Origin of the sequence: Streptomyces sp. AM 4-1-1 (assembly GCF_029167625.1) — a bacterium.
In the GTDB taxonomy this organism is placed as follows: Bacteria; Actinomycetota; Actinomycetes; order Streptomycetales; family Streptomycetaceae; genus Streptomyces.
This window is the reverse complement of the sequence record NZ_CP119145.1, coordinates 685,861-701,206: the sequence shown is the minus strand read 5'-3', so window position 1 is coordinate 701,206 and position 15,346 is coordinate 685,861. Positions and strand designations below refer to the sequence as shown.

The window sequence follows — 15,346 nt, the reverse complement described above, 5'->3', positions numbered from 1 at the left end:
ATAGTGTTTCGGTGGTCATTGCGTTAGGGAAACGCCCGGTTACATTCCGAACCCGGAAGCTAAGCCTTTCAGCGCCGATGGTACTGCAGGGGGGACCCTGTGGGAGAGTAGGTCGCCGCCGAACTATTTGTGACGGGAAAGCCCCGTGCCCTTGTGGCACGGGGCTTTTCTGCGTTCCCGGCCGGGCGTGACCCCTGTGCTGAGGAGGCCGACGGCTGAGGGTAGGGTCGGGGGGCATCATTCGCACGTTCTTCACACAGGAGGCCCCCGGGTGGAGGTCCAGGAGACTCGGGTCCAGACGGACCGGGTGCTCACCATCCCCAACATCCTCAGCATGGCCCGCCTCGTCGGCGTACCGCTCTTCCTGTGGCTGATCCTTCGCCCGGTGTTCGGCGGGCCCACCAGCGACGGCTGGGCACTGCTGGTGCTGATGTTCAGCGGTGTCAGTGACTACCTCGACGGGAAACTGGCCCGCCGGTGGAACCAGATCAGCAGTCTCGGCCGACTCCTGGACCCGGCTGCCGACCGGCTCTACATCCTTTCGACCCTCGTCGGACTGACCTGGCGGGAGATCCTGCCCCTTTGGCTCACCGCGGCGCTCCTCGCCCGTGAGCTGATGCTCCTGGTGATGGTGGCCATCCTGCGGCGGCACGGCTATCCGCCGCCCCAGGTGAACTTCCTGGGGAAGGCCGCGACGTTCAACCTGATGTACGCCTTCCCCTTGTTGCTGCTCAGCGACGGAAGTGGTTGGCTTGCATCGTTGGCCGCCGTTTTCGGATGGGCGTTCGCCGGTTGGGGTACAACCCTCTACTGGTGGGCAGGAGTCCTCTACGTGGTTCAGGTCCGCCGTTTGGTGAAGGCGGACGCAGTAGCCGATTGAGCTCGTTGATGCGGTGCCGTGCAGAGTCGCCGGCCCGCGGCTGATGAAACAGATTCTGCCCCCGACGGGCGAAGTCGGCTTGATCGTCGTCTCTTCAAGGAGGACGTTTCCGTCATGAAGGCCGTCGTGATGGCAGGCGGCGAAGGCACTCGTCTTCGCCCCATGACCTCAAGCATGCCCAAGCCGCTCCTTCCCGTGGCCAACCGGCCGATCATGGAGCATGTGCTACGGCTGCTCAAGCGGCATGGGCTGAATGAAACCGTTGTGACCGTACAGTTCCTCGCCTCGTTGGTGAAGAACTATTTCGGTGACGGCGAGGAGCTCGGAATGGAGCTCACCTATGCCAACGAGGAGAAGCCACTCGGCACTGCGGGGAGTGTCAAGAACGCCGAGGAGGCGCTGAAGGACGACACCTTCCTCGTCATTTCCGGTGACGCGCTCACCGATTTCGACCTCACCGACCTCATCGCTTTCCACAAGGAGAAGGGCGGCCTCGTCACGGTCTGCCTGACCCGGGTCCCGAACCCGCTGGAATTCGGGATCACGATCGTGGACGAGGAAGGGCAGGTCGAGCGTTTCCTGGAGAAGCCCACTTGGGGCCAGGTCTTCTCGGACACCGTCAATACGGGCATCTACGTCATGGAGCCCGAGGTGTTCGACTATGTGCAGGCCGACACCTCCGTCGACTGGTCCGGTGACGTCTTCCCGCAGCTCATGAAGGAAGGCAAGCCCATCTACGGCTACATCGCCGAGGGCTACTGGGAGGACGTCGGCACGCACGAGAGCTATGTGAAGGCACAGGCCGACGTCCTGGAACGCAAGGTCGACGTCGAACTCGACGGATTCGAGATCTCCCCGGGCGTATGGGTCGCCGAAGGAGCAGAGGTCCATCCCGACGCCGTACTGCGCGGGCCGCTGTACATCGGTGACTACGCCAAGATCGAAGCGGGCGTGGAGATCCGGGAACACACCGTGGTGGGGTCGAACGTCGTCGTGAAGACCGGCGCGTTCCTCCACAGAGCCGTGGTCCACGACAACGTCTACATCGGTCAGCACTGCAACCTCCGCGGCTGTGTGATCGGCAAGAACACCGACGTCATGCGCGCGGCCCGCATCGAGGACGGAGCCGTCATCGGTGACGAGTGCCTGGTCGGTGAAGAATCGATCATTCAGGGCAACGTCCGGGTCTATCCGTTCAAGACCATCGAGGCCGGCGCCTTCGTCAACACATCGGTGATCTGGGAGTCGCGCGGTCAGGCCCATCTGTTCGGGGCACGCGGGGTCTCCGGCATCCTGAACGTGGAGATCACACCGGAACTCGCGGTGCGGCTCGCCGGCGCGTACGCCACGACCCTGAAGAAGGGGTCGACGGTGACCACCGCGCGTGACCACTCGCGTGGCGCCCGTGCGCTGAAGAGAGCGGTGATCTCGGCGCTCCAGGCCAGCGCCATCGACGTCCGGGACCTGGAGAACGTGCCGCTGCCCGTGGCGCGCCAGCAGACGGCGCGCGGCAGTGCGGGCGGCCTCATGATCCGCACCTCCCCGGGAGTACCGGACTCCGTCGACATCATGTTCTTCGACGAGCGGGGCGCGGACCTCTCGCAGGCCGGTCAGCGCAAGCTGGACCGGGTGTACGCGCGCCAGGAGTACCGGCGGGCGTTCCCCGGCGAGATCGGTGATCTGTACTTCCCGTCCAGCGTCTTCGACTCGTACACCGGTTCGCTCCTGCGCAATGTCGACACCACCGGAATCGCCGAGGCCGGTCTCAAGGTCGTCGTGGACGCCTCCAACGGCAGCGCCGGGCTCGTACTGCCCAGTCTGCTCGGGCGGCTCGGGGTGGACGCGCTGACCATCAATCCGGGGCTCGACGAGTCACGGCCCACGGAATCCGCGGAGACCCGGCGATCCGGGCTGGTACGGCTCGGAGAGATCGTCTCCTCGGCCAGAGCGGCCTTCGGGGTGCGCTTCGACCCGGTCGGTGAACGGCTCTCGCTCGTCGACGAGCGAGGACGGATCGTGGAGGACGACCGGGCCCTGCTGGTACTGCTCGACCTCGTCGCCGCCGAACGGCGCAGCGGGCGGGTGGCACTGCCCGTGACGACCACGCGCGTCGCCGAGCAGGTGGCCGCCTATCACGGCACCCAGGTCGAATGGACCACCACCTCGCCGGACGATCTGACCCGGGTGGGCCGGGACGAGTCGACGATCTTCGGAGGAGACGGCCGCGGCGGGTTCATCGTCCCCGAGTTCAGCAGTGTCTTCGACGGTGCGGCCGCCTTCGTGCGGCTCATCGGGCTCGTGGCCAGGACGCAGCTCACCCTCAGCCAGATCGACGCGCGGATTCCCCGTGCGCACGTCCTGCGCCGCGATCTGGCGACGCCCTGGGCGGTCAAGGGGCTCGTCATGCGACGGGTCGTGGAGGCCGCGGGGGACCGTGATGTCGACACCACCGACGGGGTACGGGTGGTCGAGGCCGACGGCCGATGGGTGATGGTCCTGCCGGACCCGGCCGAGGCGGTCACCCACCTGTGGGCGGAAGGTCCGGACGACGCCTCCGCGGAGGCACTGCTCGACGAATGGGCGGCGATCGTGGACAGCGCGGGCGACTAGACCCGCCAGACGTGGCCGGAGGGCGTCGCACGACGCCCTCCGGCCACGCCGATGGGGCCATTCGGCGGTAGCCGTCGCGACGTGCGACGATGTGCGGCATGTCGCAGCAGCCCACCGACCGGAACACGGCCCCGCAGGCCGCGCGGCCCGACGCGTCCATGTCGCTGCTGACCAATGTGATGGACCACAGCCTTGACGAGGGATACGCGGAGGCGTCGGCACGCCGCGCGGCGGAGGGAGCCGCGGGCCTGCCCCGTACCCTCAAGGCGAAGCTCGGCCTCGCGGCCTGCCTCCTGCTCGCCGCCGTGGTGGTGACCGTCGGCGCGGCCGAGGCGCGGATCTCCGCACCGGTCGTGGCCAAGGAACGTGAAGAGCTGATCGACCGCATCGACGGTGAGACGTCCGGAGCCGACGACCTGCAGGCCGAGGTCGACAAGCTCCGCGCCGATGTGAGCGGACGCCAGCGCAGAGCCCTGGAGAAGCACGGCGGGGACCAGGGCGAACTGGTCGCGCTGCTCTCCGGAGCGACGCCGGTCCAGGGTCCTGGGGTGAAGCTGGTCGTCGATGACGCCAAGGACACCGACCAGGGCGGTGGCGGTCCGCGCGAGAGCACCGGATTCGCCGACACCGGGCGGGTGCGCGACCGGGACATGCAACGGGTCGTCAACGGTCTCTGGGAGTCCGGCGCCGAGGCGATCGCGATCAATGGCCAGCGGCTGACCGCCCTCTCGGCGATCAGGGCCGCGGGCGACGCCATACTGGTCGACAACAAGCCGCTGGTACCTCCCTATACGGTGCTCGCGGTGGGTGACGCGAAGAAGCTCAGCACGGCGTTCCGGGACAGCGCCGACGGCCGCTACCTGGACGCGCTGAAGGAGAGCTTCGGGGTCCGCGCCGGCATGTCCCGTCAGGAAACGGTACGTCTCCCGGCCGCGCCGAGCCTGATCGTACGTACAGCAGAGCCGAAGGCCGCCGGCACGGGCAGCGGCACGGCAGACACAGGGAAGGGCACATCGTGATCGCCGTACTGGGCCTCGTCGTGGGAGTCGTGGTCGGACTGTTCGTCCGGCCCGAGGTGCCGGTGGTGGTCGAGCCCTACCTGCCGATCGCCGTCGTCGCGGCGCTCGACGCCGTCTTCGGCGGGCTGCGGGCCATGCTCGACGGCATCTTCGTGGACAAGGTCTTCGTGGTGTCGTTCCTGTCCAACGTCGTGGTGGCCGCGCTCATCGTGTTCCTCGGCGACAAGCTGGGTGTCGGGGCCCAGCTCTCCACCGGGGTGGTCGTCGTCCTCGGCATCAGGATCTTCTCCAACGCCGCCGCGATCCGTCGGCACGTCTTCCGGGCTTGAGGCCGATGAGCGACAACGAAGAGAACCGCCGCGCCGAGGAACACCTCCGCCCCGAAGAGGTGGCCGACGCGGAAGGAACGGTCCGGAAGGACGAGCCGGCGGCCGGCGCGCCCGAGCAGCGGCTGACCGGCCGTCAGCGGCTGGCGGCAGGGCTGTGGCCGCCACGGGTGACCAGGGCCCAACTCATCGTGGCACTGCTGCTGTTCGGCCTCGGGCTGGGCCTGGCCATCCAGGTCCGCTCGACCAGTGACAACAGCGCGCTGCGTGGGGCACGCCAGGAGGACCTGGTGCGCATTCTCGACGAACTCGACGACCGCACGCAGCGGCTGGAGGACGAGAAGCAGCGTCTTGACAGCCAGCGTACGGAGCTGGAGAACAGCTCCGACCAGGCCGAGGAAGCGCGCAAGCAGACTCAGGAGAAGGAGCGGCAGCTCGGCATCCTGGCGGGCACCGTGGCGGCTCACGGGCCCGGCATCACCCTGACCATCAACGACCCGGGTGGCGCCATCAAACCGGACATGCTGCTCGACGCGATCCAGGAACTGCGCGCGGCGGGCGCCGAGGCGATACAGATCAACGGAGTCAGGGTCGTGGCCAACACCTTTTTCGCCGGCGAGCCCGGCGACATCAAGGTGGACGGCCGCAAGGTGAAGTCTCCGTACCGCTTCGAGGTCATCGGCAAGCCCCAGGACCTGGAGCCCGCGTTGAACATCCCCGGAGGTGTCGTGCAGACGCTGGAGAAGGAGCAGGCCACCGTCCATGTCGAACGCGCCGAGGACATCGTCGTGGACGCCTTGCGACGGGCGGAGCGGCCTGACTACGCTCAGTCGTCATCCCAGTGAGGACGTGAGCATGGGGCTCGAAGGACAAGGGCATGAGGTTGCGGGGGGTCGGCGCACCGGAACGGTGGTGCGTGGTGGAAACTGTCGAGTGCGTACGGACGTTGTGAGAATGTCCGGGTCGGCAGGTGTGTTCATTCAGGGTTCGTCCTGCCCCACGGGCGGGTCTATGTCGGTCAAGGGGAATCGCCCGTGAAGTTTTTTGCGAAGTTGTTCGGCAAGAGTGCACGCGAGGACAGCGGTACCAGCGCTGCCCGTCATCGCGCGCGACGCCATGACCAGGACGATGAGCAGGGCACGGATCGCCCGCTCTTCCGTGACGAGCTGGGCGCCGAGGGCCGTGCCCCCGGCGGGTCCGGCGCGTCGTCCGCCGATGCCGCCGGTGCGGGCGGCATAGGTTCTGGGGCGTCGGGTGCGGGTGGAGGGGCCTCCACCGGCCCGTACGCGTCCACTCCGATCTGTACGAGGTGCGGTCACCGCAACGCGGCGGGCAGCCGTTTCTGCTCCAACTGCGGCGCTCCGCTCAGGGGCGGTGCCCCGGAGCGCGCGTCGGAGCAGACGTCGACCATCTCCATCTCCGGACTGGAGGCGTACGAGGCGGAGGCGACGGGCCAGACGGCCCTGCCCTCGCTCTCGCCCGAGGCGCAGGCCGCCGTGGACGCGCTCCCGACCGGGTCCGCGCTGCTGGTGGTGCGCCGGGGTCCCAACTCCGGCAGCCGCTTCCTGCTGGACGGTGACCTGACCACGGCCGGCCGCCACCCGCAGAGCGACATCTTCCTCGACGACGTGACGGTCTCGCGCCGCCACGTGGAGTTCCACCGGAACGCGGACGGCAGCTTCACGGTCGGGGACGTGGGCAGCCTCAACGGCACCTATGTCAACCGGGAGCGCATCGACTCCGTCCCGCTCACCAACGGTGACGAGGTGCAGATCGGTAAGTACCGCCTGGTGTTCTATGCGAGCCAGCGCGGTTTCTGACCCGTCAGGGAAGGCCAATGCTGAGAACAGCGACGGGCGGCGCCGGTCACGGCGCCGCCGCTGCCGACGACCGCACGATGAGCATCGGCACGGTGCTCCTCCACCTGCGGGACGAGTTCCCCGAGGTCACCATCTCGAAGATCCGCTTCCTGGAGGCGGAGGGACTCGTGGAGCCGCAGCGGACGCCGTCCGGGTACCGGAAGTTCGGTCCCGGCGACGTCGAGCGGCTGGCCCAGGTGCTGCGGATGCAGCGGGATCACTACCTGCCGCTGAAGGTCATCCGCGAGCACCTGGACGCGCTGGCGCGTGGTGAGCGCATCACTCTGCCGCCGGCCGGGCAGCGCGACCCGGCCGACGGCGGCTGGGGCGGCTGGGACCCCGATCCGGCGCCTTCCACCGCCGCCCGCGTCGGGCGCTCCGAGCTGCTGGCTGCCGCCGAGGTCACCGAGGAGCAGCTGGCGGAGTGGGAGTCCTACGGGCTGATCACTCCCACCTCCGGGGGCTCGTACGACGCCGAAGCGGTGACGGTGGCCAGGCTTGTGGCGGATCTGGGCCGATTCGGTCTGGAACCGCGGCATCTGCGGGCCATGCGGGCGGCGGCCGAGCGTGAGGCGGGCCTTGTCGAACAGGTGGTCGCACCCCTGCGCCGGCATCGGAATCCGCAGACCAGGGCCTATGCGGAGGCCACCGCCAAGGAGCTCGCGGAGCTGTCCGTACGGCTTCACGTGGCTCTGGTGCAGACGGCTCTGCGGAGCCGGCTTCCCTGAAGAGGGGGGAGCCCGACTACCCAAACCTGCCAGGCACGTCCTAGGGTTGCTGTGTGAACGAGCTCGACGTAGTGGGTGTCCGGGTGGAAATGCCCTCCAACCAACCGATCGTGCTCCTGCGTGAAGCGGGAGGCGACCGGTACCTCCCCATTTGGATCGGTCCTGGGGAGGCGACCGCGATCGCCTTCGCCCAGCAGGGAATGGCGCCCGCCAGGCCGCTGACCCACGATCTCTTCAAGGATGTGCTCGAGGCCGTCGGCCAGGAGCTCACCGAGGTCCGCATCACGGACCTGCGTGAAGGGGTCTTCTACGCGGAGCTGGTCTTCGCCAGCGGTGTCGAGGTGAGCGCGCGTCCGTCCGACGCCATAGCACTCGCGCTGCGCACCGGAACGCCCATCTACGGCAGTGACGGGGTGCTCGACGACGCCGGTATCGCCATCCCGGACGAGCAGGAGGACGAGGTCGAGAAGTTCCGCGAATTCCTCGACCAGATCTCGCCGGAGGACTTCGGTACCAACAGCCAGTGACCGTTCTGCCGACCGCCGACAGCGCATCCGAGAAGCCCTTCCCGGCAACGAGGTACGTGAAACCACCCTCAGGGTGATTATCACTCGGCGTGCCGAGTGTGGCGATCGTTGACGCACCCCGAGTGACTGCCTACCGTCGTGATGGCAGGTCAAGGACGGAGGTCGGCGTGAGAATCAGCGGCGACGGTACGGCGGCGGGCGGGCCGTATCCGCACCACGGCGGTGCAGTCGGCCCCACCATCAGGCAACCGGCCGCGATGGCGACGGACGGCGTGACACCGGCGGACAGCATCGGCTACCGCGGGCCGACCGCGTGCGCGGCGGCGGGGATCACCTATCGGCAGCTCGACTACTGGGCGCGCACCGGGCTGGTCGAACCCAGCGTGCGTCCGGCGTACGGGTCGGGGACCCAGCGTCTCTACAGTTTCCGGGACGTGGTCCTCCTCAAGATCGTGAAGCGGTTCCTGGACACGGGTGTCGCACTCCAGAACATCCGGACGACGGTCCAGCATCTACGGGCCCGCGGCTTCCAGGACCTGGAGCGGATGACGCTCATGAGCGACGGGGCGACGGTCTACGAGTGCTCCTCGCCCGACGAGGTCGTCAAGCTCCTCCAAGGGGGGCAGGGGGTCTTCGGCATCGCGGTCGGTGTGGTGTGGCGGGACGTGGACGCCGCGCTCTCGCAGCTGCACGGCGAACGGGTCGACACGGGGGAGACCCTCATCGGCAACAACCCGGCCGACGAGCTGGCCAGACGGCGCAACCGCGCGGTCTGAACCCTCACGGACGGCGGGCGCGGCGATTGTCAGTGCCATGGGGCAGCATCGGTTGATGTGAGAGCCGCGCCCACCATCCTGCACCTGGACATGGACGCCTTCTACGCCTCGGCGGAGCAGGCGGCCAAGCCCAGCCTGCGTGGCAAGGCGGTCGTGGTGGGCGGGCTCGGCCCGCGTGGGGTCGTCGCCACCGCCTCCTACGAGGCACGGCGGTTCGGGGTCCACTCGGCCATGCCGATGGCGCAGGCGCGACGACTGGCGCCCAACGCCGCGTACCTCTTTCCGCGCTTCTCGCTCTACCGCACGGTGAGCGACCAGGTGATGGAGTTGCTGGGACGGCTCTCACCCCTGGTGGAACCACTCAGCCTGGACGAGGCCTTCGTCGATCTGGAGGCCGGGGCCATGGCGGACGACACCGCCTCGGCCCGGCTGATCGGGGAACGGCTCCGGGACGCCATCAGGGCCGTCACCGGCCTCACGGGCTCGGTCGGCCTCGCCGGTTCCAAGATGCTCGCCAAGATCGCCTCGGAGCAGGCCAAACCGGACGGGCTGGTGCTGATCGAGCCGGGCACCGAGCGGGAACTCCTCGCGCCGATGTCCGTACGGGTCCTGCCCGGGGTCGGCCCGGCCACGGGCGACCATCTCCGCCGCGCCGGGATGACGACCGTCGACCATCTGGCCGAGGCCGGTGAGGCGGAACTCGTACGACTGCTGGGAAAGGCGCACGGCGGGTCGCTGTACCGGATGGCGCTCGGGCTCGACGACCGGGCCGTGGTGGCCGAACGCGACGCGAAGTCGGTCTCGGTCGAGGACACCTTCGACATGGACCTCCACGACCGGGCCCGGGTCAGGTCCGAGGTGGCGCGGCTGGCCGACCGGTGCGTCCAGCGGCTGAGGGAAGCCGGGCGCTCGGGGCGGACCGTGGTCCTCAAGGTCCGGAGGTACGACTTCTCGACGCTCACCCGGTCCGAGACGCTACGAGGGCCCACGGACGACCCCACAGTGGTCCGGGAGGCCGCCGACCGGCTGCTGGAGCACGTGGACACCACGGGGGGTGTGCGGCTCCTGGGGGTCGGCGTCACCGGGCTCGCCGACTTCACACAGGAGGACCTGTTCGCCCAGGCCGCCGACGACGCCCAGGCCGCCGTCCTCGCGCGGGCGCCCGGTGCGGGGGAGACGGACCGGCCGGAGGAGGCGGAGCGACCGGACGGGGCGGAGGGTTCAGGGGCCGACGGGGACGTATCCGCTGAGCGTCCGGGCGAAGCGGCGACGGCGCCCCCCGAACAGCTCACCGCGCGACACTGGGCGGCCGGGCACGACGTCCGGCACGACGTCCACGGTCACGGCTGGGTGCAGGGCAGCGGGGTGGGCCGGGTCACCGTGCGCTTCGAGGAGCCCGGATCGGTGCCGGGCCGGGTGCGCACCTTCCGTGTCGACGACCCGGAGCTGCACCCGGCCGATCCGCTGCCCCTGGTGCCCCGACCGGTCGATCACTCCTCCTGGCCCGCCAGCCTGCCGAAGTCCCGGTCCGGGGCGGACTCGGCGGGTTCCTCCGGCGGCGGGGAGTCCAGCCCGTAATGGTGGTAGAGCTGGAGCTCCTGCTCCGGTGAGAGATGACGGCCGACGCCGAAGTCCGGCGAACTCCTGATCAGCGCGCGGTCGAAGGGGATCAGCAGGGTGTCGTCGACGAACTCGCTCGGTTCGAGGGGAACGAAGGCGTCCCGGCTGAACAGGCCGGTCCGTACGGCGGCCCACTCGGGCACACCGGTCGCGTCGTCGAGGTAGACCTCGTCCACCGTCCCGATCTTGGTGCCCTCGCGGTCGAACGCCTTGCGGCCGATCAGACTGCGCGGATCGATGTCGGTCTGCACGGTGCCTCCCAACTGGTGGCGACTCATCCTTGAGCACCAGACAAGAGCAGATCCGGTGCGTCGGCCACTCGAGCCCTCGGTCATCCGCCCCGCTGGTAGGCTGGCACACGGCTGCTGACCCCGCGCGGGAGAGTCCTCCGGAGAAGGTCCGGAGGCGCCGAAGGAGCAACTCCTCCCCGGAATCTCTCAGGCTCACGTACCGCGCGGACGAGGTCACTCTGGAAAGCAGGGCGGGCGTCGAACGGGCCATGTGCCGGGACGGGACCCTTCCTCACCGACGGTGAAAACCGGTACGCCCGACAGGGCCGCCGGTGAAGCTCTCAGGTTGAGATGACAGAGGGGGAGGCCGTCCGGGCACCCACGCCGTGGTGCCCTCGAAGGTCGTCACAGACCAGGAGGCCTCCACCATGACCCCCCGTCGCACTCCGCTCTCCCAGCTGGAGCAGGGCATCCCCTTCGAGCAGCGCCACATCGGGCCCGATGCCGAGGCCCAGGCCAAGATGCTCGCCCAGGTCGGTTACGGCTCGCTGGACGAGCTCACCGCCGCCGCCGTGCCCGACGCGATCAGGAGTGCCGAGGCGCTGCGGCTGCCGGAGGCGCGCAGCGAGGCCGAGGTGCTGGCCGAGCTCCGCACCCTCGCCGACCGCAACAAGGTGCTCGCCCCGATGATCGGGCTCGGCTACTACGGCACCTTCACCCCGCCGGTGATCCTCCGCAACGTCATGGAGAACCCCGCCTGGTACACGGCGTACACCCCGTACCAGCCGGAGATCTCGCAGGGCCGCCTGGAGGCGCTGCTCAACTTCCAGACCATGGTCGCCGAACTGACCGGGCTGCCCACCTCCGGCGCCTCGCTGCTCGACGAGGGAACCGCCGCCGCCGAGGCCATGGCGCTGTCGCGGCGCGTCGGCAAGGTCAAGAACGGCGTCTTCCTGATCGACGCGGACGCCCTGCCGCAGACCGTCGCGGTGATCCGTACCCGCGCGGAACCGACCGGGGTCGAGGTCGTCGTCGCCGACCTCGCCGACGGCATCCCCGCCGAGATCGCCGAGCGCGGCGTCTTCGGTGTGCTGCTCCAGTACCCGGGCGCCTCCGGAGCCGTACGGGACATCAGGCCCGTCGTCGAACAGGCCCACGGACTCGGCGCGGTCGTCACCGTCGCCGCCGACCTGCTGGCGCTCACGCTCCTCACCTCGCCCGGGGACCTGGGCGCGGACATAGCGGTCGGGACCACGCAGCGCTTCGGCGTGCCGATGGGCTTCGGCGGGCCGCACGCGGGCTTCATGGCCGTACGTGAGAAGTTCGCGCGCAGCCTGCCCGGCCGCCTCGTCGGGGTCTCGGTCGACGTCGACGGCAACAAGGCGTACCGGCTGGCGCTCCAGACCCGCGAGCAGCACATCCGCCGCGAGAAGGCCACCAGCAACATCTGCACCGCCCAGGTGCTCCTGGCCGTGATGGCCGGGATGTACGCGGTCTACCACGGCCCCGACGGGCTGCGGACGATCGCCCGGCGCACCCACCGCTTCGCGACCATCCTCGCGGAGGGGCTGCGGGCCACCGGGGTCGAGGTCGTCTCCGGCACCTTCTTCGACACGCTGACCGTGCGGACCGCGGGCCGGGCCGCCGCCGTCGTGGCCGACGCGGGTGAGCACGGGGTCAACCTGCGGCTCGTCGACGCCGACCACGTCTCGATGGCCTGCGACGAGACCACCACCCGCACGCAGATCGCCGCCGTCTGGGCGGCCTTCGGTGCCGAGGGGGACATCGAGGCCCTGGACGCCTCCGTGGCCGACGCGCTGCCGGAGACCCTGCTGCGTACCGACGACTACCTCGCGCACCCGGTCTTCCACCAGCACCGCTCCGAGACCGCGATGCTGCGTTACCTGCGCCGGCTCGCCGAGCGGGACTACGCGCTGGACCGCGGCATGATCCCGCTCGGCTCCTGCACGATGAAGCTGAACGCCACCGCCGAGATGGAGTCCATCACCTGGCCCGAGTTCGGCGCGCTGCACCCCTTCGCACCGGCCGAGCAGGCTCAGGGCTTCCTCTCGCTCATCCGTGAGCTGGAGGAGCGGCTGGCCGAGGTCACCGGGTACGACGCCGTGTCGTTGCAGCCCAACGCCGGTTCACAGGGCGAGTTCGCCGGCCTGCTCGCCGTACGGGCGTACCACCGGGCCCAGGGCGAGGAGGGGCGGACGGTCTGTCTCATCCCGTCCTCCGCGCACGGGACCAACGCGGCCAGTGCCGTGATGGCGGGCATGAAGGTCGTCGTCGTGAAGACCGCCGACGACGGCGAGGTCGACATCGAGGACCTGCGCGCCAAGATCGAGAAGCACCGCGACGAACTCGCCGTTCTCATGATCACCTACCCGTCGACCCACGGGGTGTTCGAGGAGCACGTCGCCGACATCTGCGCCGAGGTGCACGAGGCGGGCGGCCAGGTCTACGTCGACGGTGCCAACCTCAACGCCCTGGTCGGGCTCGCCAGGCCCGGGAGGTTCGGCGGCGACGTCTCGCACCTGAACCTGCACAAGACGTTCTGCATCCCGCACGGCGGAGGTGGCCCCGGCGTCGGCCCGGTCGGTGTCCGCGCGCACCTCGCGCCGTACCTCCCCAACCACCCGCTCCAGCCCGCCGCGGGCCCGGACACCGGTGTCGGGCCGATCTCGGCGGCCCCGTGGGGGTCGGCCGGAATCCTGCCGATCTCATGGGCGTACGTGCGTCTGATGGGCGGCGAGGGGCTGAAGCGCGCGACGCAGGTCGCCGTGCTCGCGGCCAACTACATCGCCAAGCGGCTCGAACCGCACTACCCGATCCTGTACAACGGCCCGGCCGGTCTCGTCGCCCATGAGTGCATCGTCGACCTGCGGCCGATCTCCAGGGCGACCGGGGTCAGCATCGACGACATCGCCAAGCGCCTGATCGACTACGGCTTCCACTCGCCGACCATGTCGTTCCCGGTGGCGGGCACGCTGATGATCGAACCGACCGAGAGCGAGAACCTCGCCGAGATCGACCGTTTCTGCGACACGATGATCGCCATCCGCGGCGAGATCGAGAAGGTGGCGTCGGGCGAGTGGACCGCGGAGGACAACCCGCTGACCCACGCGCCGCACACGGCCGCCGCGCTGAGCGGTGCCTGGGAGCACGCGTACAGCCGCGAGGAGGCGGTGTTCCCGGCCGGGGTCTCGGCCGCCGACAAGTACTGGCCTCCGGTGCGCCGGATCGACGGTGCCTTCGGTGACCGGAACCTGGTCTGCTCGTGCCCGCCGCTGGACGAGTACGACGGCTGACGCTCCCGGAGGGCGACCGACGGCAGGCAGGCCGGCCGGTCCGTGGGCGTCGCAGGGGACGGCAGGATGTGTGGAGGGGCCGGCCCGGAGAAGATCTCCGGGCCGGCCCCTCCACGTCGTGCCGGTCCGCCGTCAGGCGGCCCTCACCATCCGGGCGGTCTCCAGCGGCCGGTGAGGAGCGATGATCCGCCCGTCCGGAAGCAGCTCACCGGTGTCCTCGAAGAGCAGGACGCCGTTGCACAGCAGGCTCCAGCCCTGTTCCGGATGGTGTGCCGTCAGGCGGGCGGCTTCCCGGTCGGCGGAGTCTGCTGTCGGGCAGGGGGGCTGATGCTGGCACATGGCGGGTTCTTTCGCTGCGTCGTGGGGAATGCCCTGCGGTTCGGTGTCCGGTGCGTGACCGCGAGGGTCGGTCGGTCCGGTCCCAGTGTTGCCCGACGGGCGTCGTTCCGCAGGGATTTGGCCGCAGCCCGTCTTCTTCGCCCGCGGCGTGTCACCCGGCCGAGCGGTTCGACGGAACTTCACTGCCTCTTCGGGTGGTCCGGGGTGGCCGGACCGGACTAGTCCGGGCGGGCCGTGGTGCGCCCCGGGAAATGCCGCACCCCACCGCCCGGAACGTGAGTTCGAGTGGTGGGGCGCGGTGCGGTGCTGGAGAGAAGCGGGAGGAGGGGTACGGGTCAGGCGGGAGAGCCGAGCAGCGGGCCGGGGCCCGTCATGCCGCGAAGGGCCAGCACGGGGAGCAGATCGGCGGCCCGGTGCGGGCGGTGGGCGGCGATGCCCGGCGGGGCGGGAGCCAGCGGCACCAGCAGGTCGGACGGGGAGAGGACACCACCCGTGGCGTCGGACGTCGTGTCGCCGTGCAGCCACAGGGCCAGCATGTAGAGGCCGGGGATGGAAAGCAGGCGGGGCTGGACGGGTTGGGTGACCGACTCCGCCTGCCGCAGGGCCAGTTCGGTCGACGCGATGTACGGGCCTTCGAAGAAGTGCGAGAACGCCCAGCCGTCCGGGGTGAGCATGGTGTCGGCGCCGGCGACGGCGCGGTGGCCCTGGCTGCGGATCAGGAAGCGCCAGGCGGCGAGCCGGGTGAGCGGGGCGGTTCCGCCCGGTGTGGTGAGGTCCAACGCATGGACGGGCAGGGGGAGTTCGGGGCTGAACGGTCCCTGGACGGACCGGAGAGCGGGAGTGCGGGCGTCACGGACCGCGGTGGGGGAACCGAGGGCCGCGAGAACACTGCGCAGGGCCGGCGCGGGGGCCGGAGGGACGTGCAGCGGCATGGTGGGTCGCCTCTCACTTGGGAGACACGTGTGGCGTGGGCGGGGTGGTGCGATGCGGACAGCACTGTCGGCGGGTGGTGCCAGAGGGAGGCCGGTGACGCGGCCGGCGCGTCAGCTCACTGCCTCATCCGCGGAGTTTATACGACACACGTTCACACGGTGTTTCCGCTAGCGGCCACCGATATC

At 69.8% G+C, this 15,346-nt stretch carries 14 protein-coding genes, 1 rRNA gene and 1 riboswitch; of the genes, 12 read left to right on the top strand and 3 right to left on the bottom strand.

The features are described 5' to 3' along the window. Nucleotides 1-7 precede the first annotated feature (7 nt). From rrf to PZB75_RS02725, 11 genes are all read left to right on the top strand, one after another. Nucleotides 8-124, top strand: a 5S ribosomal RNA gene (gene rrf, locus PZB75_RS02775). 147 nt (nucleotides 125-271) lie between these two features. After that, entirely contained in the window at nucleotides 272-880 is a 609-nt protein-coding gene (locus PZB75_RS02770; RefSeq protein WP_275533687.1) for a CDP-alcohol phosphatidyltransferase family protein, read from the top strand. A gap of 114 nt (nucleotides 881-994) precedes the next feature. Continuing rightward, the gene (locus PZB75_RS02765) at nucleotides 995-3,490 is read left to right on the top strand and encodes a mannose-1-phosphate guanyltransferase (RefSeq protein ID WP_275533686.1); all 2,496 of its coding nucleotides are present in this window, start codon (nucleotides 995-997) and stop codon (nucleotides 3,488-3,490) included. 98 nt (nucleotides 3,491-3,588) lie between these two features. Then, a complete protein-coding gene (locus PZB75_RS02760; RefSeq protein ID WP_275533685.1) occupies nucleotides 3,589-4,509 on the top strand; it encodes a DUF881 domain-containing protein in 921 nt (306 codons plus the stop codon). Beyond that, nucleotides 4,506-4,838, top strand: a complete 333-nt coding sequence (locus PZB75_RS02755; RefSeq protein ID WP_275533684.1) for a small basic family protein — start codon at nucleotides 4,506-4,508, stop codon at nucleotides 4,836-4,838. Before PZB75_RS02760 ends, PZB75_RS02755 begins: the two co-directional genes overlap by 4 nt. Further along, complete coding sequence (locus tag PZB75_RS02750) at nucleotides 4,835-5,680, top strand: DUF881 domain-containing protein (RefSeq protein WP_275533683.1); 846 nt, start codon at nucleotides 4,835-4,837, stop codon at nucleotides 5,678-5,680. Before PZB75_RS02755 ends, PZB75_RS02750 begins: the two co-directional genes overlap by 4 nt. A gap of 189 nt (nucleotides 5,681-5,869) precedes the next feature. Continuing rightward, nucleotides 5,870-6,655: an FHA domain-containing protein gene (locus tag PZB75_RS02745; RefSeq protein WP_275533682.1), complete on the top strand. Its 786-nt coding sequence runs from the start codon at nucleotides 5,870-5,872 to the stop codon at nucleotides 6,653-6,655. A gap of 17 nt (nucleotides 6,656-6,672) precedes the next feature. Then, nucleotides 6,673-7,422, top strand: coding sequence for a MerR family transcriptional regulator (locus PZB75_RS02740; protein WP_275533681.1), 750 nt, complete (start codon nucleotides 6,673-6,675; stop codon nucleotides 7,420-7,422). Between the two features lie 53 nt (nucleotides 7,423-7,475). Next, nucleotides 7,476-7,949: a bifunctional nuclease family protein gene (locus tag PZB75_RS02735; RefSeq protein ID WP_275533680.1), complete on the top strand. Its 474-nt coding sequence runs from the start codon at nucleotides 7,476-7,478 to the stop codon at nucleotides 7,947-7,949. A gap of 167 nt (nucleotides 7,950-8,116) precedes the next feature. Next, nucleotides 8,117-8,725: a MerR family transcriptional regulator gene (locus tag PZB75_RS02730; RefSeq protein WP_275533679.1), complete on the top strand. Its 609-nt coding sequence runs from the start codon at nucleotides 8,117-8,119 to the stop codon at nucleotides 8,723-8,725. Nucleotides 8,726-8,782: 57 nt separating this feature from the next. After that, on the top strand, nucleotides 8,783-10,303 hold the full coding sequence (locus PZB75_RS02725) for a DNA polymerase IV (RefSeq protein ID WP_275533678.1): 1,521 nt from the start codon (nucleotides 8,783-8,785) through the stop codon (nucleotides 10,301-10,303). On the opposite strand, the gene PZB75_RS02720 is transcribed toward PZB75_RS02725, so the two are convergent. Beyond that, the gene (locus PZB75_RS02720) at nucleotides 10,216-10,596 is read right to left on the bottom strand and encodes a PRC-barrel domain-containing protein (RefSeq protein ID WP_275533677.1); all 381 of its coding nucleotides are present in this window, start codon (nucleotides 10,594-10,596) and stop codon (nucleotides 10,216-10,218) included. The two genes, PZB75_RS02725 and PZB75_RS02720, sit on opposite strands and share 88 nt — an antisense overlap. A gap of 115 nt (nucleotides 10,597-10,711) precedes the next feature. Beyond that, a riboswitch (glycine riboswitch) is annotated at nucleotides 10,712-10,808 on the top strand. Between the two features lie 195 nt (nucleotides 10,809-11,003). Between PZB75_RS02720 and gcvP the strand changes: the two genes are divergently transcribed. Further along, nucleotides 11,004-13,889 carry an aminomethyl-transferring glycine dehydrogenase gene (gene gcvP, locus PZB75_RS02715; RefSeq protein WP_275533676.1) on the top strand — a complete coding sequence of 962 codons (2,886 nt, stop codon included), beginning with the start codon at nucleotides 11,004-11,006 and terminating at the stop codon, nucleotides 13,887-13,889. 132 nt (nucleotides 13,890-14,021) lie between these two features. Here gcvP and PZB75_RS02710 read toward each other — a convergent pair whose 3' ends face one another. Next, a complete protein-coding gene (locus PZB75_RS02710) occupies nucleotides 14,022-14,228 on the bottom strand; it encodes a DUF5999 family protein (protein WP_275533675.1) in 207 nt (68 codons plus the stop codon). A gap of 335 nt (nucleotides 14,229-14,563) precedes the next feature. Then, entirely contained in the window at nucleotides 14,564-15,160 is a 597-nt protein-coding gene (locus PZB75_RS02705; protein WP_275533674.1) for a hypothetical protein, read from the bottom strand. Nucleotides 15,161-15,346 lie beyond the last annotated feature (186 nt).